14 protein-coding genes are annotated in these 15,344 nt (G+C 42.1%); 9 read left to right on the forward strand and 5 right to left on the reverse strand.

The genetic code is table 11. The features are described from left to right. Positions 1-400 precede the first annotated feature (400 nt). Positions 401-1,486 (forward strand): DNA topoisomerase IB, encoded by a 1,086-nt coding sequence (locus BLS28_RS01975; protein ID WP_091162634.1) that lies wholly within the window; start codon positions 401-403, stop codon positions 1,484-1,486. Positions 1,487-1,581: 95 nt separating this feature from the next. On the opposite strand, the gene BLS28_RS01980 is transcribed toward BLS28_RS01975, so the two are convergent. Together BLS28_RS01980 and BLS28_RS01985 are read right to left on the reverse strand one after the other, a co-directional pair. Then, the gene (locus tag BLS28_RS01980) at positions 1,582-3,459 is read right to left on the reverse strand and encodes a M56 family metallopeptidase (RefSeq protein WP_091162635.1); all 1,878 of its coding nucleotides are present in this window, start codon (positions 3,457-3,459) and stop codon (positions 1,582-1,584) included. Positions 3,460-3,470: 11 nt separating this feature from the next. Beyond that, entirely contained in the window at positions 3,471-3,827 is a 357-nt protein-coding gene (locus BLS28_RS01985) for a BlaI/MecI/CopY family transcriptional regulator (RefSeq protein ID WP_091162636.1), read from the reverse strand. 679 nt (positions 3,828-4,506) lie between these two features. Here BLS28_RS01985 and BLS28_RS01990 point away from each other — a divergent pair. The 5 genes from BLS28_RS01990 (at position 4,507) to accC (ending at position 11,222) form a co-directional block, all read left to right on the forward strand. Next, positions 4,507-6,090 carry a flavin monoamine oxidase family protein gene (locus BLS28_RS01990; protein WP_218134330.1) on the forward strand — a complete coding sequence of 528 codons (1,584 nt, stop codon included), beginning with the start codon at positions 4,507-4,509 and terminating at the stop codon, positions 6,088-6,090. A gap of 32 nt (positions 6,091-6,122) precedes the next feature. Next, positions 6,123-7,289 carry a pyridoxal phosphate-dependent aminotransferase gene (locus BLS28_RS01995; RefSeq protein ID WP_091162637.1) on the forward strand — a complete coding sequence of 389 codons (1,167 nt, stop codon included), beginning with the start codon at positions 6,123-6,125 and terminating at the stop codon, positions 7,287-7,289. 118 nt (positions 7,290-7,407) lie between these two features. Continuing rightward, positions 7,408-8,400, forward strand: a complete 993-nt coding sequence (locus BLS28_RS02000) for a Hint domain-containing protein (protein ID WP_143020674.1) — start codon at positions 7,408-7,410, stop codon at positions 8,398-8,400. A 253-nt stretch (positions 8,401-8,653) separates the two neighbouring features. Next, the gene (locus BLS28_RS02005) at positions 8,654-9,139 is read left to right on the forward strand and encodes a c-type cytochrome (RefSeq protein ID WP_091162920.1); all 486 of its coding nucleotides are present in this window, start codon (positions 8,654-8,656) and stop codon (positions 9,137-9,139) included. A 598-nt stretch (positions 9,140-9,737) separates the two neighbouring features. After that, the gene (accC, locus tag BLS28_RS02010) at positions 9,738-11,222 is read left to right on the forward strand and encodes an acetyl-CoA carboxylase biotin carboxylase subunit (protein WP_091162639.1); all 1,485 of its coding nucleotides are present in this window, start codon (positions 9,738-9,740) and stop codon (positions 11,220-11,222) included. Here the strand turns inward: accC and BLS28_RS02015 are convergent. Further along, on the reverse strand, positions 11,219-11,680 hold the full coding sequence (locus BLS28_RS02015) for an NUDIX hydrolase (RefSeq protein WP_091162640.1): 462 nt from the start codon (positions 11,678-11,680) through the stop codon (positions 11,219-11,221). The genes accC and BLS28_RS02015 overlap by 4 nt on opposite strands. Before the next feature lie 86 nt (positions 11,681-11,766). Between BLS28_RS02015 and BLS28_RS02020 the strand changes: the two genes are divergently transcribed. Both BLS28_RS02020 and BLS28_RS02025 read left to right on the forward strand, forming a co-directional pair. Then, positions 11,767-12,264, forward strand: coding sequence for an SRPBCC family protein (locus BLS28_RS02020; protein ID WP_175489979.1), 498 nt, complete (start codon positions 11,767-11,769; stop codon positions 12,262-12,264). A gap of 86 nt (positions 12,265-12,350) precedes the next feature. Beyond that, entirely contained in the window at positions 12,351-12,935 is a 585-nt protein-coding gene (locus BLS28_RS02025) for a riboflavin synthase (RefSeq protein ID WP_091162641.1), read from the forward strand. Here BLS28_RS02025 and BLS28_RS02030 read toward each other — a convergent pair. Continuing rightward, entirely contained in the window at positions 12,932-14,074 is a 1,143-nt protein-coding gene (locus BLS28_RS02030; protein ID WP_091162642.1) for a tetratricopeptide repeat protein, read from the reverse strand. The genes BLS28_RS02025 and BLS28_RS02030 overlap by 4 nt on opposite strands. 111 nt (positions 14,075-14,185) lie before the next feature. Here BLS28_RS02030 and BLS28_RS02035 point away from each other — a divergent pair, with 111 nt between their 5' ends. Further along, entirely contained in the window at positions 14,186-14,473 is a 288-nt protein-coding gene (locus tag BLS28_RS02035) for a hypothetical protein (RefSeq protein ID WP_091162643.1), read from the forward strand. Between the two features lie 65 nt (positions 14,474-14,538). Here the strand turns inward: BLS28_RS02035 and BLS28_RS02040 are convergent, their stop codons facing one another. Further along, entirely contained in the window at positions 14,539-15,129 is a 591-nt protein-coding gene (locus BLS28_RS02040; protein ID WP_176844343.1) for a hypothetical protein, read from the reverse strand. Positions 15,130-15,344 lie beyond the last annotated feature (215 nt).

Here is a 15,344-nt window from a genome sequence, read left to right on the forward strand (position 1 = left end):
AACTAAGCAAATTTGCATATCGAACGTATAGGATTTCTCCTCGCCCTTTCTTTTTGCCGGGCTTCACTCGTCGCAATGACAGTGGGAATGTTTTAGGTGCGGTCGGTGTTATTATCGCACGCCTGGCCGCTTATCTTTTTCAATCAAACAGCATTTATCAAATTATGCGATAACATGATAACATAGACAGCAGGAGGGGGTTAAAAGGGTTAACATAATTTTGACTGATATTGTTTATATAATTGATAATCATATGATTAAAAGACAGAAGGGGTTGCACGAAAGATTTCCAAAATATTCAGCTTACGGTCGGTGTTGTTACACTTGAGCCTTTAGGAAATATCTCCATAAGATAAATCCCTAATTAAAACTTAATCTTGCCTTGACATGTTATCTCAACATGAACCGTCTCCTCAAAAAGCTCGAAAAAATTGGCCGCGATCCTAAGATTACTGCAAAGGCAGTCGGCCTGCGTTATGTTTCTGATTCATCATCAGGTTATACCCGCAAAAAATCGGGCAAGGGTTGGAGCTATTATGATGCGGATGGTAACCTTATAAAGGACAAGGAGCTGATAGCAAGGTTTAACAAGCTGGTGATCCCCCCGGCTTATACCAACGTTTGGATCTCGCCTTATGAAAACGGTCACTTGCAATTTACAGGTACAGATGCCGCAGGGCGCAAACAATACCGTTATCACACCTATTGGAACCAGATCCGCAACCAATCCAAATATTACCGGATGCAAACTTTTGCCGCGCATTTACCGGAAATTCGGGAGCAGGTAGATAAAGATTTGGCAAGGCGCAACTTTGATCATGAAAAGGTGGTAGCACTGGTGGTAAGGTTAATGGAATTGACAAGTATCAGGGTAGGGAATGAGTCGTACAAAAAGTTGTATGGATCATTTGGTTTAACAACCTTACAAAACAGGCATGTAAAGGTTGAAGGTTCTAATTTACGATTTGAGTTTAAAGGCAAAAAAGGTGTGTTTCATAAGGTATCGCTCCAGAGCCGTAAGCTGGCCCGTTTAGTAAAGCAATGCCGGGATATTCCGGGAAAAGAACTCTTTCAATATTATAATGAGGATGGAACAAAGTGCAGTGTTGGTTCAGGCGATGTCAATAACTATCTGCGCGAAATAACCGGCGAGGATTTTACAGCCAAGGATTTCCGTACCTGGGCCGGCAGTGTGAGTGCGCTATACGCCTTTAAAGAAGCCGGGGAGTTCAATAGCGTAACAGAATGTAAAAAGAAGATTGTGAGTGTTTTGGATGAAGTAGCGATAAACCTTGGGAACACGCGTACTGTTTGTAAAAAGTACTACGTGCACCCATCGGTTATTAAAAGTTATGAAGAAGGCACCATTTTTAAGTATATCAGCCAGCTTGATGAACGCGAAGATGTAAAAGCCGCCGAACTTAATATTGCTGAGAAAGCATTACTCAACCTGCTTGAAACGGAAAAACTGGCCGAGGCCAGTTGAAGGTTGAGTATGTTTACCGGGTTGATTTTAGAGCGGTATAAAGAACGGTTTAACTATTAACTGATCTCTGTAAAACCCAGGCTCAAATCAACCAATTATTTTTTGCGTGTACTGATCATTACTACACCGTTTTTAGCTTTATCGCCATATTTTTTTGTGCCCTCGTCGCTTTTCATTACTGCTATACTATCTATCGTATTTATATCCATTTTTTTAAAAGCATCCAATGTACTGGTTTTTCCATCGATAATTACCAACGGATCTTTCTTACCGTCGATCATGATGTTCATTCCGTTAACCTTTAGTGCCTTAACGTTTGCTTTTTTACCATAACCGGTAACAACTACATCACCACCTCCTGCTACTGCGACATTATCATCTGAAGTTATACTATAGGAGAGCGCAACCGGTTTGGCTTTTACGCCGTTTACAGTTACTGTACTGCTACTGCTTGCACTTGTTGATCTGCTTAACCCTTTAACTACAACAACGTTTTTAAGTCTTTTTACATCTACGTTTTTGTTATCAGGTACGATAGTTAAGGTGTTGACATTTACATTGTTGTTGTCATCGTCTAAAAGTACATCGCCACTCGCATTGGTAGTGACAACTTTACTGATCCCCCTTGTTTTGGCTACTTCCTTTTCAAGCTCTTCTTTATTTGGTGCATCTTTGGTAATTACGTAGACTACCTTAACAGGTTTGTCATCTTCAATTTTCGCAAATTTCCGAACTCTATCACCAGCAAGAATATACACATTGTCAATTTTCGTTGCATCGAGGTTTTTACCAGTTGATATCGCGCCATTCACCATAAGTATGAGCGAATCTTTTTTCTGATCTCCTGTTATTCTGTACTTTTTGTTGGTGTCGAGCTGGATTGCCAAAGGAGCTACGGCCACAAGCGGACTTAATGCAACTTTAGGCAGTACCACCGGAGAGGCAGGAATTGCAGCTTTAGAAGTTCTTGCTTTCGATACAGGTTTTGAAGCTTTCGCAGGTTTGGCATCCTGTTTAACAACCTCTTCGGGGTTGATGTTAATGATCCTGGCCAGGGGTTGTACCGCGGCGGCAAGGGTGATCCTCACCGGTTTGGCAAAGTCAGCTTTTGAAATGCTGAATACCAGCAACAGGGCCATAACGGCCGGCACTACAAAAACGTAGCGGGTGAGGTTAAGTTTCGACGATCTTTTCGCGTTCATCATGATTATCCGTTTTTTTATAGTTGAAATATTGAAATGGTTTACAATGCTGGGTTGGGTATTATTAAAGCTCACATTAACCAAACTATATTGGTAGGTTTTACTATCGATACCATTTTTAAGGATCTTGCGGTCGGTAATAAACTCGATGTTTTCCCTTACCGCCCGCTTAATAAGCCAGATGCCGGGGTTAAACCAATAAAAGATGCTGCTTAGCTCAGCCAACAAAATATCGGCAGTATGCCACTGGTTTACGTGTACCTGCTCATGCAGCAGGATTGATTTCAGATCGGCGGGTTCATGTTTGGCTGGGTTAACATAAATGCTTCGCCAAAAGGAAAACGGGGCGGCGTCTTTGTCCATCACCCTAACTAAATGGTCGCCTATGTATTGAGGTTTGGAGTTTTTATACAATCGTAAAAGGGAAAAAAGCTGCAAGGCCAGGCGGATGAGCAGCAAGCCGGCACCCGTCCAGAAAATAACACTCAGCCAGTACCAATAATCAAATGTTTGAACCGGCTGGCTTACCAGTTGAGCCGGCGACTGCCAGTTAATGGCTATTTGCTCCATAGGTTTAGCCAGTTCTTCGTGCCGCTGCACAAAGGCCGAAAAATTGATTTGCGGGTAAATACTGGCAAACAGGATGGCTGCAAGTAAATAGATGCGGTTAAGCGTATAAAAGGTTAAGGGTCTTAACACCAGGTAATAGCCCGCGCAAAATAGTAACAAGGCTATGTTCACTTTCAGTAAAAAAACAAATGTTGCCGGCATGGTTGTAAGGTTTATTGTTTTTCAATGAGTTTAATGATCTCTTTCAGGTCGGTAGCGCTGATCTTCTTTTCGTTGGCGAAAAACGTTACCAGGTCTTTATAGGAGTTTTGAAAATAGTCGCTCACAAAACCACTCATAAAGCGCTTTTTATATTCTTCTTCCTGTATCACGGGCAGGTAACGGAACGAGTTGCCCATTTTTTCGCTTTTTAAAAATCCTTTGCGCTCCAGGTTCTTTATGGTAGAGGCAAGGGTAGTGTAAGGGGGCTTTGGTTCGGCCAGTTGATCTAAAAAATCTTTGATAAATCCCGGGCCCGATTGCCACACAGCCTGCATTGCTTCTTCCTCTTGTTGCGATAGTTTTTCCATTGTATTTACGATTGTTTCGTAAATCTACGAACTATTCGTAGTAAAGCAAATTTATTTTCAGTTTTTAACAGAATTTAACGTTTGGTTTAAAAGGTTAGTGGTTGGAGATCAGAGGTTAGGGGGATATAGGATTGAAGAGAGGTAACTATTTTCCTTTACCTATTCACTACTCACCCTCAAATCTGCGTTAGTGATAGGAGCGGATACCGGCCTGTGACTAAGGCCTGTGCAGTATGAGCGGATAGCCCGGGCCTGAGGCAACGCCCGTAATTTGAACCATGATTTTAGGATTAATAGATTGGCAGGATGCTGCTGAGTCAGGATTAAACAAATTTCAGACGACTTATTGAGCTTTCTTGTCATTCTATAAATTCTTTAATTCTAAGTAATTTCCGTTCAGATAAATAACCAATCAATATTTGATATTACTGCGACGATAACTAAAGCCCACCAACCCATCAGTAAAACTAATGCAAGCTTGCTAACAGCCTAACCTCTAATCTCCAGCCTCTGATCTCTAATTTCCGCCAACCATATCTTAACATAAATCTATCAATCACCAAATCAACCCTGTTAATTTCATAAAAACCACAACAAAAGTTGATCTTAACTTAATATAAAAACAAACAAAAAACTATATTTAAGCCTGAGTTGATTGTAAAACATAAATACGCGCTTATTGAAAACTATTACCCGCAGAGACTTTTTAAGTAAAGGTGCTATGCTGGCTGGCGGAGCTTATCCCGCTATGCTTGCCCTTGGCTTACTTAAATCCGCACCCGCGCATGCTTTTAACCTGGAAGGCAGCGGCAAAGGCAAACACATTATTATTTTAGGAGCCGGTTTGGCCGGTATGACCTGTGCCTATGAGCTTGGCAAGCTTGGATATCAATGTACCATTTTGGAGGCGCGGCAACGTACAGGCGGTCGCTGTTTTAGTATTCGTAATGGAAGTACCAATACCGAAATTGATAAACCTACGGCTACAGCCCGTTTTGATGAAGGTCAATATTTTAATGCAGGCCCATCGCGCATTCCCCACAATCATGAGCTCACGTTGCATTACTGCAAAGAGTTGGGTGTACCCATCCAGGTTTATAACAATGTAAACGAGGGCGCCTATTATTTTGCCGAAGGTAAGGGGCCTTTATCTAATAAAAAAATAAAGGTACGGGAGGTGCATAACGACATTCGCGGTTATATGACCGAAATGCTTGCCAAAAGCATTGACCACGGCGGTCTCGATAGCAGCTTTACCAAAGAGGATGGCGAAAAGATCATCGAATACCTGCAAGCCGAAGGTGGACTGGATATTGATAAATTGTACAAAGCGTCTGCTCGCCGCGGCTATACGGAATCACCTGGTGCAGGCGATAAGCCTGGCAAAATCGCTGATCCGCATAAACTGGCCGATCTGCTGCATTCGGGTTTGATGGATCCAGATTTCTATAATGTGGCCGAATATACCTATGAACTGCAGATGACCATGTTTCAGGCCGTGGGCGGTATGGATCAGATAGCTAAAGCGATGGAGAAGAAAGTAGCGCCATCCATAAAAATGGGAGCGGAGGTTACTGCCATTAATAATGTGCCTGATGGCGTTAAGATAACTTATAAAGACGCTACAGGGGAGCATATCTTAAATGGCGACCTGTGTATCTGTACCATTCCGTTACCCGTGCTAAGCAATATCAGCAATAATTTTAGCGGCGATGTTAGCCGGGCTATTGACTATATCAGCTATAACCAGACCGGAAAGATAGGCCTGCAGTTTAAGCGCCGCTTTTGGGAGGAGGATGAGCATATTTACGGTGGTATAACGCACACTAACAATGATTTAACGCAAATATTTTACCCGAGTTATGATTATTTGGGAAAAAAGGGTATCTTGATTGGATATTATAACTTTAACGAAAAAGCGCAAAAGATCGGCGCTTTAGGCTACGCCGAAAGGGAGAAGTTCGCGCTTGAAAAAGGCAAGCTGATCCACCCGCAGTATGACAAGGAGTTTGAAAACTCGTTTTCGGTAAGCTGGCATAAAACCAAATATAATTTAGGCGGATGGGCGGTGTATACTACCGAAACCCGCAAAACACAATACCCGGTACTGTTAAAGCCCGATAAGCAGGTATATTTTGCAGGCGAGCATTTGACATACCTGAATGCCTGGATGGCCGGTGCCTTTGAATCGGCCAGGAGCACGGTTGCCGCCGTACATGCAAGGGTTACAGGCCAGCGTACCCAATATCCGGCTCAAAAATAAAACGACGTTACAAAACATTAAATACCACCACCATGTCAAGTACAATTAACCGCAGAAACTGGATTAAATCCAGCGCATTTATGGCCGGAGGACTGGCCTTTTTTTCAGGAACAATTGGTAAGCTGGCAGCCATGCCGGCCCGCGTATTTAAATTACAAAGCCGGGTATTAACCGATCAGGAAGCCGTTACCAATGCCGGCTTTGAATTGAAAGCAAGATTATTAGCCAATGAGAACCCTTTTGGCCCGTCGGCAGCAGCAAAAAAAGCTATCCAGGATGCTATTGATAAAAGTTATCAGTATCCTTTCATGACCCAGGGCACCCTGTACAATAAAATAGCCCAGTATGAGGGTATAAACTACAACAACATTTTAATGGAGTCTGGCTCATCGCCATTGTTGTTGGCAGCGGCGATCCATTACAGTAAAGGCGGTAAAAGCATCATTACCGGTGATCCATCGTATGATGATCTGCCTTCACATGCGCAACAATTGGAAGGCAAATGGATCAAGGTGCCCCTAACTGCAGACTATAAACTTGATCTTGACGCGATGGAGGCAAAGGTTGATGATAATACCGGTCTGGTATATGTCTGCAATCCCAACAACCCAACTGCAACTATATTGGATACTGCTAAATTGAAAGCCTTTTGTGAACGCGTATCTAAAAAAACAACAGTATTTGTTGACGAGGCTTATATCGATTACCTGCCCGATCCACAAGCCAGCACCATGATCAGCACCGTGAAAGCCGGAAGCAATGTTATTGTTGCCCGTACCTTTTCAAAATTGTATGGTTTTGCCGGTTTGCGTTGCGGTTATGTGATTGCCCAGCCCGATACTATTAAAACTTTATCGATGTATACTACAGGCTTTTCGCTTGCAGCAACTACTATTGCAGGCGCAATTGCGGCGTATCGCGAAGAGGAATTTTTAAAGGATGCACTCCAAAAAACGCTGGCCTCAAAAGAATACCTGTATTCGGTACTTAAAAAAGAGGGTTATGAATATATCCCTTCATCGGCAAACTTTGTGATGTTCCCGCTTAAAATGGACGGTAAAAAGTTTGTAAGCGAAATGATGAAACGCGGCGTAGGTGTCCGCAACTGGCAATTTAACGGCAAAGACTGGTGCCGAGTAAGCATTGGCCGTATGGACGAAATGGAAGCCTTTGCCGATGCGTTTAAACAGTTATCTTAAGTGGTGATTAGAGGTTGGAGATTAGAGGTTAGGAGTCGTTTTTATCCATTAGCCTATAATCTCTGATCTCCAATCTTTAACACAACCAACCTCTAATCTCTAACCTCCAATCTCTAAAATGAGAAACCTCACATTAACACTACTACTAAGTTCATCACTTTATTTTGCCCAGGCGCAAACTGTAAACCCTCGTCCGCTTACTATGGATGAGTATAAAAAGGCACAATCATTCACCATTGTTAATTTGGATAATGATACCTACATTAAATTTGAAAATACCTATGTGCTTGACCGGTACGAAAGCCGTAAACCCTATTTTATAACCGGGGCCGACGGGTTAAAAAAACGTATCGACCTGTATAAACTGGTTGCCAAAGAAGGTATGCAAGAAATAGGCCTCATGGTATTTTATACCAACGAAAAAGGCAAGCTTTACAAAGCCCTTGTGCCCGATTTTACTGCCGATGCCAAGGTTTGGGAGCAGTATTTCCAGGATATTGATAATATCAATAAAGTGGAGCAAAACTTTATCCTGAAGTTGTCGTACGTGCTGTCAAAGGAAGTCAGCTTTCAACAATATAAGGTGCTTAACGCCGGCAAGGATTTGAAGGAAGAGGCCGCTACCTATGGCAATGACATCTGTTTCCCGGGCGAAGAACTGGTTACCATGGCCAATGGCGATAAAAAGATGCTTAAAGCTGTGAAAAGTGGCGATGAGGTAATAACGGTTGATCCGTTGACTAAAAAAAGTACCGCTGTAAAGGTAAAAGAACTTACCATACATGAGGCCAAAAACTACGCTTTAACGCAACTGGTACTGGTATCGGCCCAAACAAAAAACACAGCCGAAGGCAGGCAGGTAAAACTGAATAGCAAAGTGTTACAGGCAACTCCTAATCACCCTATGTTAACCAAACAGGGTAACATTAAAATTGGAGCGGTAGCAACCGGCCAGGAAGTACTTTGCCTGAACGAGCAAACCGGCAAATATGAAACTTTCACCGTATTGCAAAAAACAGAACACGCGGGCGGTGTACAAAGAGTATATAACATTGTAGCCGATGGCGGCAGTACCCTGCTCATGAACGGTGTAATGGTGATGCAGAAGTAATTTCGTGTTCCCTTTTTCTGCTTTAATCAAACTTAGTGTCTCCCTCGGGGTCTCTGTTGGGGACCCCTGAGATATTCATAAAATACCAGCTTCTTAACAATGTCGGCAACAATGCGTAGTCCTGCGAAGCATAAACTGTAGGGAAACATGCTTTTGTAATAATGAAGTTACCATGAATAATTCAATCATTTGCATCAAAATGTTGCAACATTAAAATCTATAAGTTAATTTAGATGACTTAAATATGACAATTATGCTTGTTAACAAAAAATTATTAGTTACGCTAGGTCTGCTATCCATAGTAGTGTTTGGCGCTATGACTACAAGTAAACCGCAGGACGAAGGTTTTAAAAACCTTAAAGTTTTGCCTAAAAACATTTCGGGCGAGAACCTGCACAAGGTTATGGAAGAGTGGGAGCATTCATTAGGTGTACATTGCAACTTTTGCCATGCCCGTAATGAAGAAACTAAAAAGATGGATTGGGCAAGCGATGCCAAGCCTGAAAAAGCAATGGCGCGCGATATGTATAAAATGATGAACAAAATTAACCAGAAGTATTTTCATGCAAAAAAGGATTCTTTAGGCATGATCATGCAAAGTGGTGTTAACTGCAATACCTGTCACCGTGGTACAGCTCATCCAGAGGTTATGGTACCTGACGGAAAAGGTCCGGGTGGTCAGCCTGGTCCGCCGTCTGCTGGTCCTGCTCCGGGCAGCCCTGCGCCAACTAAGCCATAATTAACAAGTGTATTAGTATAATTAAATGCCTTTGGTAACCCCAGGGGCATTTTTGTTTTATAGTGGTTATTATCAGCTGTGTTTACCTGCAAAGTAAAAATTAGGTTAAGGATTTTGTTATTTAACTGTTGAATATTTATAATTTTTGACAGATAGCTTCAAACTGTATTCATGAAAAATTCATGCTTGGTAACGATCTTTATACACCATAGAGGTTCGTTGGTTTTATTTAGAGAATTGCTAGTTGATTTATGATCAAATTTGCAATGTTGATTTATGAAACCGGGGACTAATTATTGTAACCTTTAATATTATCATAATTAATAAATGACTGCTGAGTTTCAGATTAAGCCACAGGAGCAAGCTAATATCTCAACAAATTCCAGCGATTTATTTTGCCGGAATTGCAAAAACCGGTTGAGCCGTATCAAACGGAGCAGCCTGGCAAAATTTTTATTGTTGGGTTTACCCTTTAAAAAATACATCTGTTATAAGTGCTCCCGTAAAACCTACAGGTGGGCCCCCAAATAATACTTCAATCGTTTTTATAGCATTGGGCATATAGTATCTTTTTGTGTAAATCAATTACATTTGTTTTATGCAGAAAATACTGATTGCCAACCGTGGTGAAATAGCTTTACGAATTATGCGCTCGGCGCGCGAAATGGGTATTAAAACCGTTGCGGTTTATTCACATGCTGATCGGGACGCCCTGCACGTGCGCTATGCTGATGAGGCTGTAAATATCGGGGAAGCTCCATCCAGTCAATCCTATCTTATTGGAGAAAAGATCATAGCTGCATGTAAGCAAACCGGGGCTGAAGGCATTCACCCTGGATATGGATTTTTAAGCGAAAATGCCGGTTTTGCCAGGCTGGTTAAGGATTCGGGACTTATTCTTATTGGCCCATCTCCCGAGGCCATGGAAGTAATGGGTAACAAGTTATCGGCCAAAGCTGCGGCACTCAGGTATAATATTCCGATGGTACCCGGAACGGAAGAAGCCATTACTGATGTTAACGAGGCTAAGAAACGGGCTATTGAGGTAGGTTTTCCAATATTGATCAAAGCAGCCGCGGGCGGCGGGGGTAAGGGGATGCGCATTGTTGAAGGCCCGGCAGACTTTGAAGAGCAAATGCAATTGGCTGTATCCGAAGCTACCTCAGCTTTTGGCGACGGCTCTGTTTTCATTGAGCGCTATGTATCATCTCCCAAACACATCGAGATCCAGGTACTTAGCGATACGCATGGTAATATTGTGCACCTGTTTGAGCGGGATTGTTCGGTACAGCGCCGCCATCAAAAAGTAGTTGAGGAGGCGCCATCGGCAATATTAACACCCGAGATCAGGGAAAAGATGGGGCGTTGTGCGGTTGATGTAGCCCGGTCTGTAAATTATACGGGTGCAGGTACGGTTGAATTTATCATGGATGAAGGGTTGAATTTTTACTTTCTGGAAATGAATACCCGTTTACAGGTTGAGCACCCTGTTACAGAACTGATAACCGGTATTGACCTGGTAAAGGAGCAAATTAAAATTGCAAGGGGCGAGGCTATCAGTTTTAAACGGGAAGATTTGAAGATTCATGGTCATGCCATTGAACTGCGTGTTTATGCCGAAGATCCGGCCAATAATTTTTTACCGGATATCGGCACGCTGCAAACCTATATAACCCCAAAAGGGCCTGGCGTACGGGTTGACGATGGGTTTGAGCAAGGCATGGAGATTCCCATTTATTACGACCCGATGATAGCCAAGCTGATAACCTTTGCGGATACCCGCGCTGAAGCAATTGAGCGGATGATAAGGGCTATAGATGAATATCAAATCACCGGTATTACTACCACCCTCGGTTTCGGCCGTTTTGTAATGCAGCACGAAGCTTTTACCTCTGGCAATTTTGATACCCATTTTGTAAAAAAATATTTTTCGCCCGAGGTGCTGCTGGAAAGTCGCGAGGATGAAGCTATTGTAGCAGCAATAGTAATGGAACAGCTCTTGAGCAAAAAAAGGGTTTCAATTGCTGCCCCGGTAGAGGTAGCTAACTCAAGCAACTGGATCAAGAACAGGAAGCAGATTTAATAATTGTTGATCGCGGCCAGTTCATCTATCAAAGCTGCCTGAGCAGGGTTGATCTTTATTTTTGCTGTCGCCATATCAAACCATTCGGCACGATCAATTTCATCAAAAGTTTGTTTTTTTCCTGAGCGAGGCGGCCATTCTATTTCAAAGGTATTGCTTTTGATATTTCCCGGATCAATATTGCCTTCAACAGCCCAGGCCAGTACTGTTTTACCCCCCTTTTGTTTTATAAAGTTCAACGCTATAAAATCCCCGGTTATTTCATGCCCGGTTTCTTCCCGAAATTCACGCTTTGCTGCCTTGAGGGGATCTTCGTCGGGAAGATATTCACCTTTGGGTACCGACCACGAGCCTTCATCCTTGTTTTTAAAGAACGGCCCGCCCGGATGTACAAGAAACACCTGCAAACCATGAGCTGCTTTACGGTATAATAAGATCCCTGCGCTTTGCTTTGGCATGTTTAAGATTTAAAGGCAAGTTAATGAAAGGCTTAATTATAATTGTTATTTTTGATACAAACGCCCCAAACCGATATACAATTATTATGGCAGACAACAGATGGAGCAAATTTAAAGTAACTGCTGATGTTGATACGGACGTACGCAGTATGTATGAAGCCTGGGCTACTCCCGAAGGCCTGGAAACCTGGTTTTTGCGTAAGGCTGATTTTTTTGCCATAGCAGGCCGTCAACGCGAACCGCAGGAGTTTATAAAAAAAGAGGATACTTATACCTGGCATTGGCATGGGTTTGATGATACCATTTCCGAAAACGGACAGGTGCTGGAAGCCAACGGCGCCGATTTTATAAAATTTACTTTTACAGGCGGCAGTATAGTGAGTGTATCTATCACTGCTAAACTGGGCGTTGTTATTGTTGAACTGGTGCAGGAAAACATCCCCGAAGAAGCCGACCCCGAAAAAAATCTTTATGTGCAATGCCAACTTGGCTGGACATTTTATCTGGCCAACCTGAAATCGGTGCTGGAGGGCGGCAAAGATCTTCGCAATAAGCGTAAGGATTTGTTCTCGAGTTTCAAATAATTTCATTTACTGCTGACAAACCATAGTGCAAAATATTTTAGCTTTGGGTCAATCAAAATAGCCCCTTTCAACGGGCCGGGAAGCATATGTTTACAGGAATTATAGAAACTTTAGGGAAGATCACCGATCTGCAGCAGGAAAAAGGCAACCTTAATATTACAGTAGAATCGGCTATATCGCACGAGCTCAAGATCGATCAATCGGTAGCGCACAATGGTGTATGCCTTACTGTGGTAGCTTTAGCCGATGGCTTGCACGTGGTAACCGCGATTGAAGAAACATTAAATAAAACCAATCTTTCGCAGCTCAAAGTTGGCGACCCGGTAAACCTGGAACGCTGCATGCAAATGAATGCCAGGCTCGATGGCCACATTGTTCAGGGCCATGTTGACCAGGTGGCTGTTTGCACCGCGTTTAAAGAACTTGACGGCAGTTGGGAATATACCTTTGAATATGATGCAGCAAGCGGCAATGTAACCGTAGAAAAAGGATCTATCTGTGTAAATGGTATCAGCCTAACCGTGGTTAATTCGCATGCCAATAGTTTTTCTGTAGCTATTATTCCGTATACATTTGAGCATACCAACCTGCACAATGTGCGGGTTGGCAGCCAGGTTAACCTCGAGTTTGATATCATAGGCAAATACGTTGCCCGCTTAATGCAACGCTAAATTCCCAAAGATTTAATGCGCTCCCTGGAGTACGCTATATAAGTTTTTTGTGTCTCCTTTGGTTTACTTGCCAGGTACTTTTTATAGTACTTAATAGCTGTTGCCTTATTCTTCAGTTCGGTATCATACAGGGTTGCAAGTGCATAATAGGTAATAGGGTCGGGTTTATAAAGCAAGCTTTTCTGGTAAGCTTGAACTGCATTTTTAAGCTGGTGCAGCCTGTCGTACGAATCACCTTTTTCATTGTAATAGGAGCTCACCCCTGTAGATATTGCTTCTTCAATGGCCTTATCCAGGTAAGTTATCGCTTTTGAGTCGTTGTGCAGGGCTTTGTAGCTCATGGCTGTATAATAATATGAAGCTTCTGTGCCGGTATTACCGTCCTCCAATGTTTTGAAAGTTTTAATACAATCCGGATAGTTGCCGGTCATGTAATAAGAAGTGGCCAGCATGGATACAATGCTGCCGGCCTGCTCGCCCGCGTCTATTAGTTTTTTGGTAATGGCGATAGTTACTGGATACCTTTTTAATGCGTACGAGGCCTGGGCCTTGCCTTTCAGGAGCAGCAAATTGGCAGTATCGGCAACAAGTGCTTTGTCGATAATATTTTCAGCATTGCCATATAGTTTAAGGTTGATGAAGAAGGACGACAGGTCATAGGCTACATCAGGGTTAAGCGGATTGATCTTATTAGCTTTTTGCAGATATACAATGCTCCCCTCTATATCGCCTAAATTTTGCGACAGGTCTGCCAGTTGCTTATACACATCAAAGTTGGTGGTATCTTTCAACAGGATCTTCTTTACATATACGATCGCTTTTTTATTATTACCGCGCCTTTTAATGATCTCGCTCATGTTATATAGATTAATGAGGCTGGTGGTATCCGTAGCGTAAATGCGCTGGTAATAATTTTCGGCATCGGGCAGGCGGGATGCCATTTTTGAGGTGTAGGCGAGTTTAGCTAACACTTTAACATCGATAACGGGCTCGTGATATATTTTTTTGAGGTAATCTGCCGCGTCGGCAAAACGCTGGTTTTGATAATAATCAAGCAGGAGCGAATCATTAACGGTTTGCTGAGCGTGTAGTTGCAATACTGATAAGATAAGGAATAGGGTTATAAATAGGTTTTTCATAACTAAATATTTAGTTGAACTAAGTTATTAGTTATAAGTGTTAATTCCAAATCTGAAACAATTTTTTATTGGTGTGGTTAAAATATAAAGTGATACTTAAAACCACACATTATGGATAAGTTAAAGAAATTTGGACTGATGGAAAAAATTGTCCATGAACTGGAAGACCTGAAAAACAGCCAGCAGGCTATTATTGCTAAGTTAACTAAAATAGAAGTTGATAATATCGAACTTGGTGATAAACGCCTTGAAAAAGATCTGCCCGATATGCACCAGCGTGTATCAGAAAACCTGGATACTATTGCAGCCATCCTTGAGGATTTTGCTAATCAAACCGCAAGCTATAGCGACAGCAACAATATAGCCGCCCTGAAAGAGCAGGAAGCATTAGGAAAATAAGTTAAAAATAAAATCCCCGTTCTCGGGGATTTTATTTTTATAGTCGTGGTAATACTAAAGCACCATTATTTCTTGTTGATTTTTCCACTATTCCGGTTATATCTTTTTATGGCCTGGAGATAATTTTTCCATTGGATGCTTTCAATAGCGTCAAGATCGTCACCAACCATAACCCGTAGATTTTCTTCGTTATATTGGATAATAGGCCCGTTGTTGAGCTGTATAGCAACGATGGATTTTGGATTGAACATTTTCCCTTCGGGGTCACTTAAAAGCGAGTATGCATTAATGGGGCCGCTTATAAATTTAAACATCCAGCAGCTATCATTAGCGATGCCTGCATAATAATGGGGGGCCAAAGTATTGGCATTTTTTTCAGCTGATGGAGGTGTAAGGTTTCGGGCTATTTCAATAGTTTGTTCAGGATATATCACTTGTTCCCTGTTTGTATCCGCTTTAGATAGTGACTGATCAACAAACAGCAGGTAACTTTTGTGTACATAGGCATCTACGTAAATTCTGGACTTAACTTCTTTTTTAGATCCGTTGCGCATCGTTACCAGGAAAGTATACTCTGGGTTGTTGGTACTCTTGTTGTGATCACTCCAAAAGTCCCACATAGCGAGAGGCGTCTGTCGATCCATTTGTGAGTCCATGTTTTGCGTGTTAAATGTATTGTTAACAGCGGGCAATCCGTTTTGAGCAGAGGCACATTTTCCTAAAATAACAAAGGAAAAAAGAGAAACATACTTTAATAAAAGTTTCATATATAAAGCTTAGATGGGTTAAATATATGAAACCAGTTTAACCGAAATGTTAACTTTTACCAATACTAAATAACTTATAACTTACGAAGCTTTTAAAGCTTCGT

This window comes from Mucilaginibacter gossypii (assembly GCF_900100945.1).
In the GTDB taxonomy this organism is placed as follows: domain Bacteria; phylum Bacteroidota; class Bacteroidia; order Sphingobacteriales; family Sphingobacteriaceae; genus Mucilaginibacter; species Mucilaginibacter gossypii.

What these genes read in the sequence shown, in the direction of transcription:
- BLS28_RS01975 (WP_091162634.1), top strand. Translation starts at nt 401, where the DNA reads ATGAACCGTCTCCTCAAAAAGCTCGAAAAAATTGGCCGCGATCCTAAG.
- BLS28_RS01980 (WP_091162635.1), bottom strand. Translation starts at nt 3,459, where the DNA reads ATGCCGGCAACATTTGTTTTTTTACTGAAAGTGAACATAGCCTTGTTA.
- BLS28_RS01985 (WP_091162636.1), bottom strand. Translation starts at nt 3,827, where the DNA reads ATGGAAAAACTATCGCAACAAGAGGAAGAAGCAATGCAGGCTGTGTGG.
- BLS28_RS01995 (WP_091162637.1), top strand. Translation starts at nt 6,123, where the DNA reads ATGTCAAGTACAATTAACCGCAGAAACTGGATTAAATCCAGCGCATTT.
- BLS28_RS02000 (WP_143020674.1), top strand. Translation starts at nt 7,408, where the DNA reads ATGAGAAACCTCACATTAACACTACTACTAAGTTCATCACTTTATTTT.
- BLS28_RS02005 (WP_091162920.1), top strand. Translation starts at nt 8,654, where the DNA reads ATGCTTGTTAACAAAAAATTATTAGTTACGCTAGGTCTGCTATCCATA.
- accC (WP_091162639.1), top strand. Translation starts at nt 9,738, where the DNA reads ATGCAGAAAATACTGATTGCCAACCGTGGTGAAATAGCTTTACGAATT.
- BLS28_RS02015 (WP_091162640.1), bottom strand. Translation starts at nt 11,680, where the DNA reads ATGCCAAAGCAAAGCGCAGGGATCTTATTATACCGTAAAGCAGCTCAT.
- BLS28_RS02020 (WP_175489979.1), top strand. Translation starts at nt 11,767, where the DNA reads ATGGCAGACAACAGATGGAGCAAATTTAAAGTAACTGCTGATGTTGAT.
- BLS28_RS02025 (WP_091162641.1), top strand. Translation starts at nt 12,351, where the DNA reads ATGTTTACAGGAATTATAGAAACTTTAGGGAAGATCACCGATCTGCAG.
- BLS28_RS02030 (WP_091162642.1), bottom strand. Translation starts at nt 14,074, where the DNA reads ATGAAAAACCTATTTATAACCCTATTCCTTATCTTATCAGTATTGCAA.
- BLS28_RS02035 (WP_091162643.1), top strand. Translation starts at nt 14,186, where the DNA reads ATGGATAAGTTAAAGAAATTTGGACTGATGGAAAAAATTGTCCATGAA.
- BLS28_RS02040 (WP_176844343.1), bottom strand. Translation starts at nt 15,129, where the DNA reads ATGGACTCACAAATGGATCGACAGACGCCTCTCGCTATGTGGGACTTT.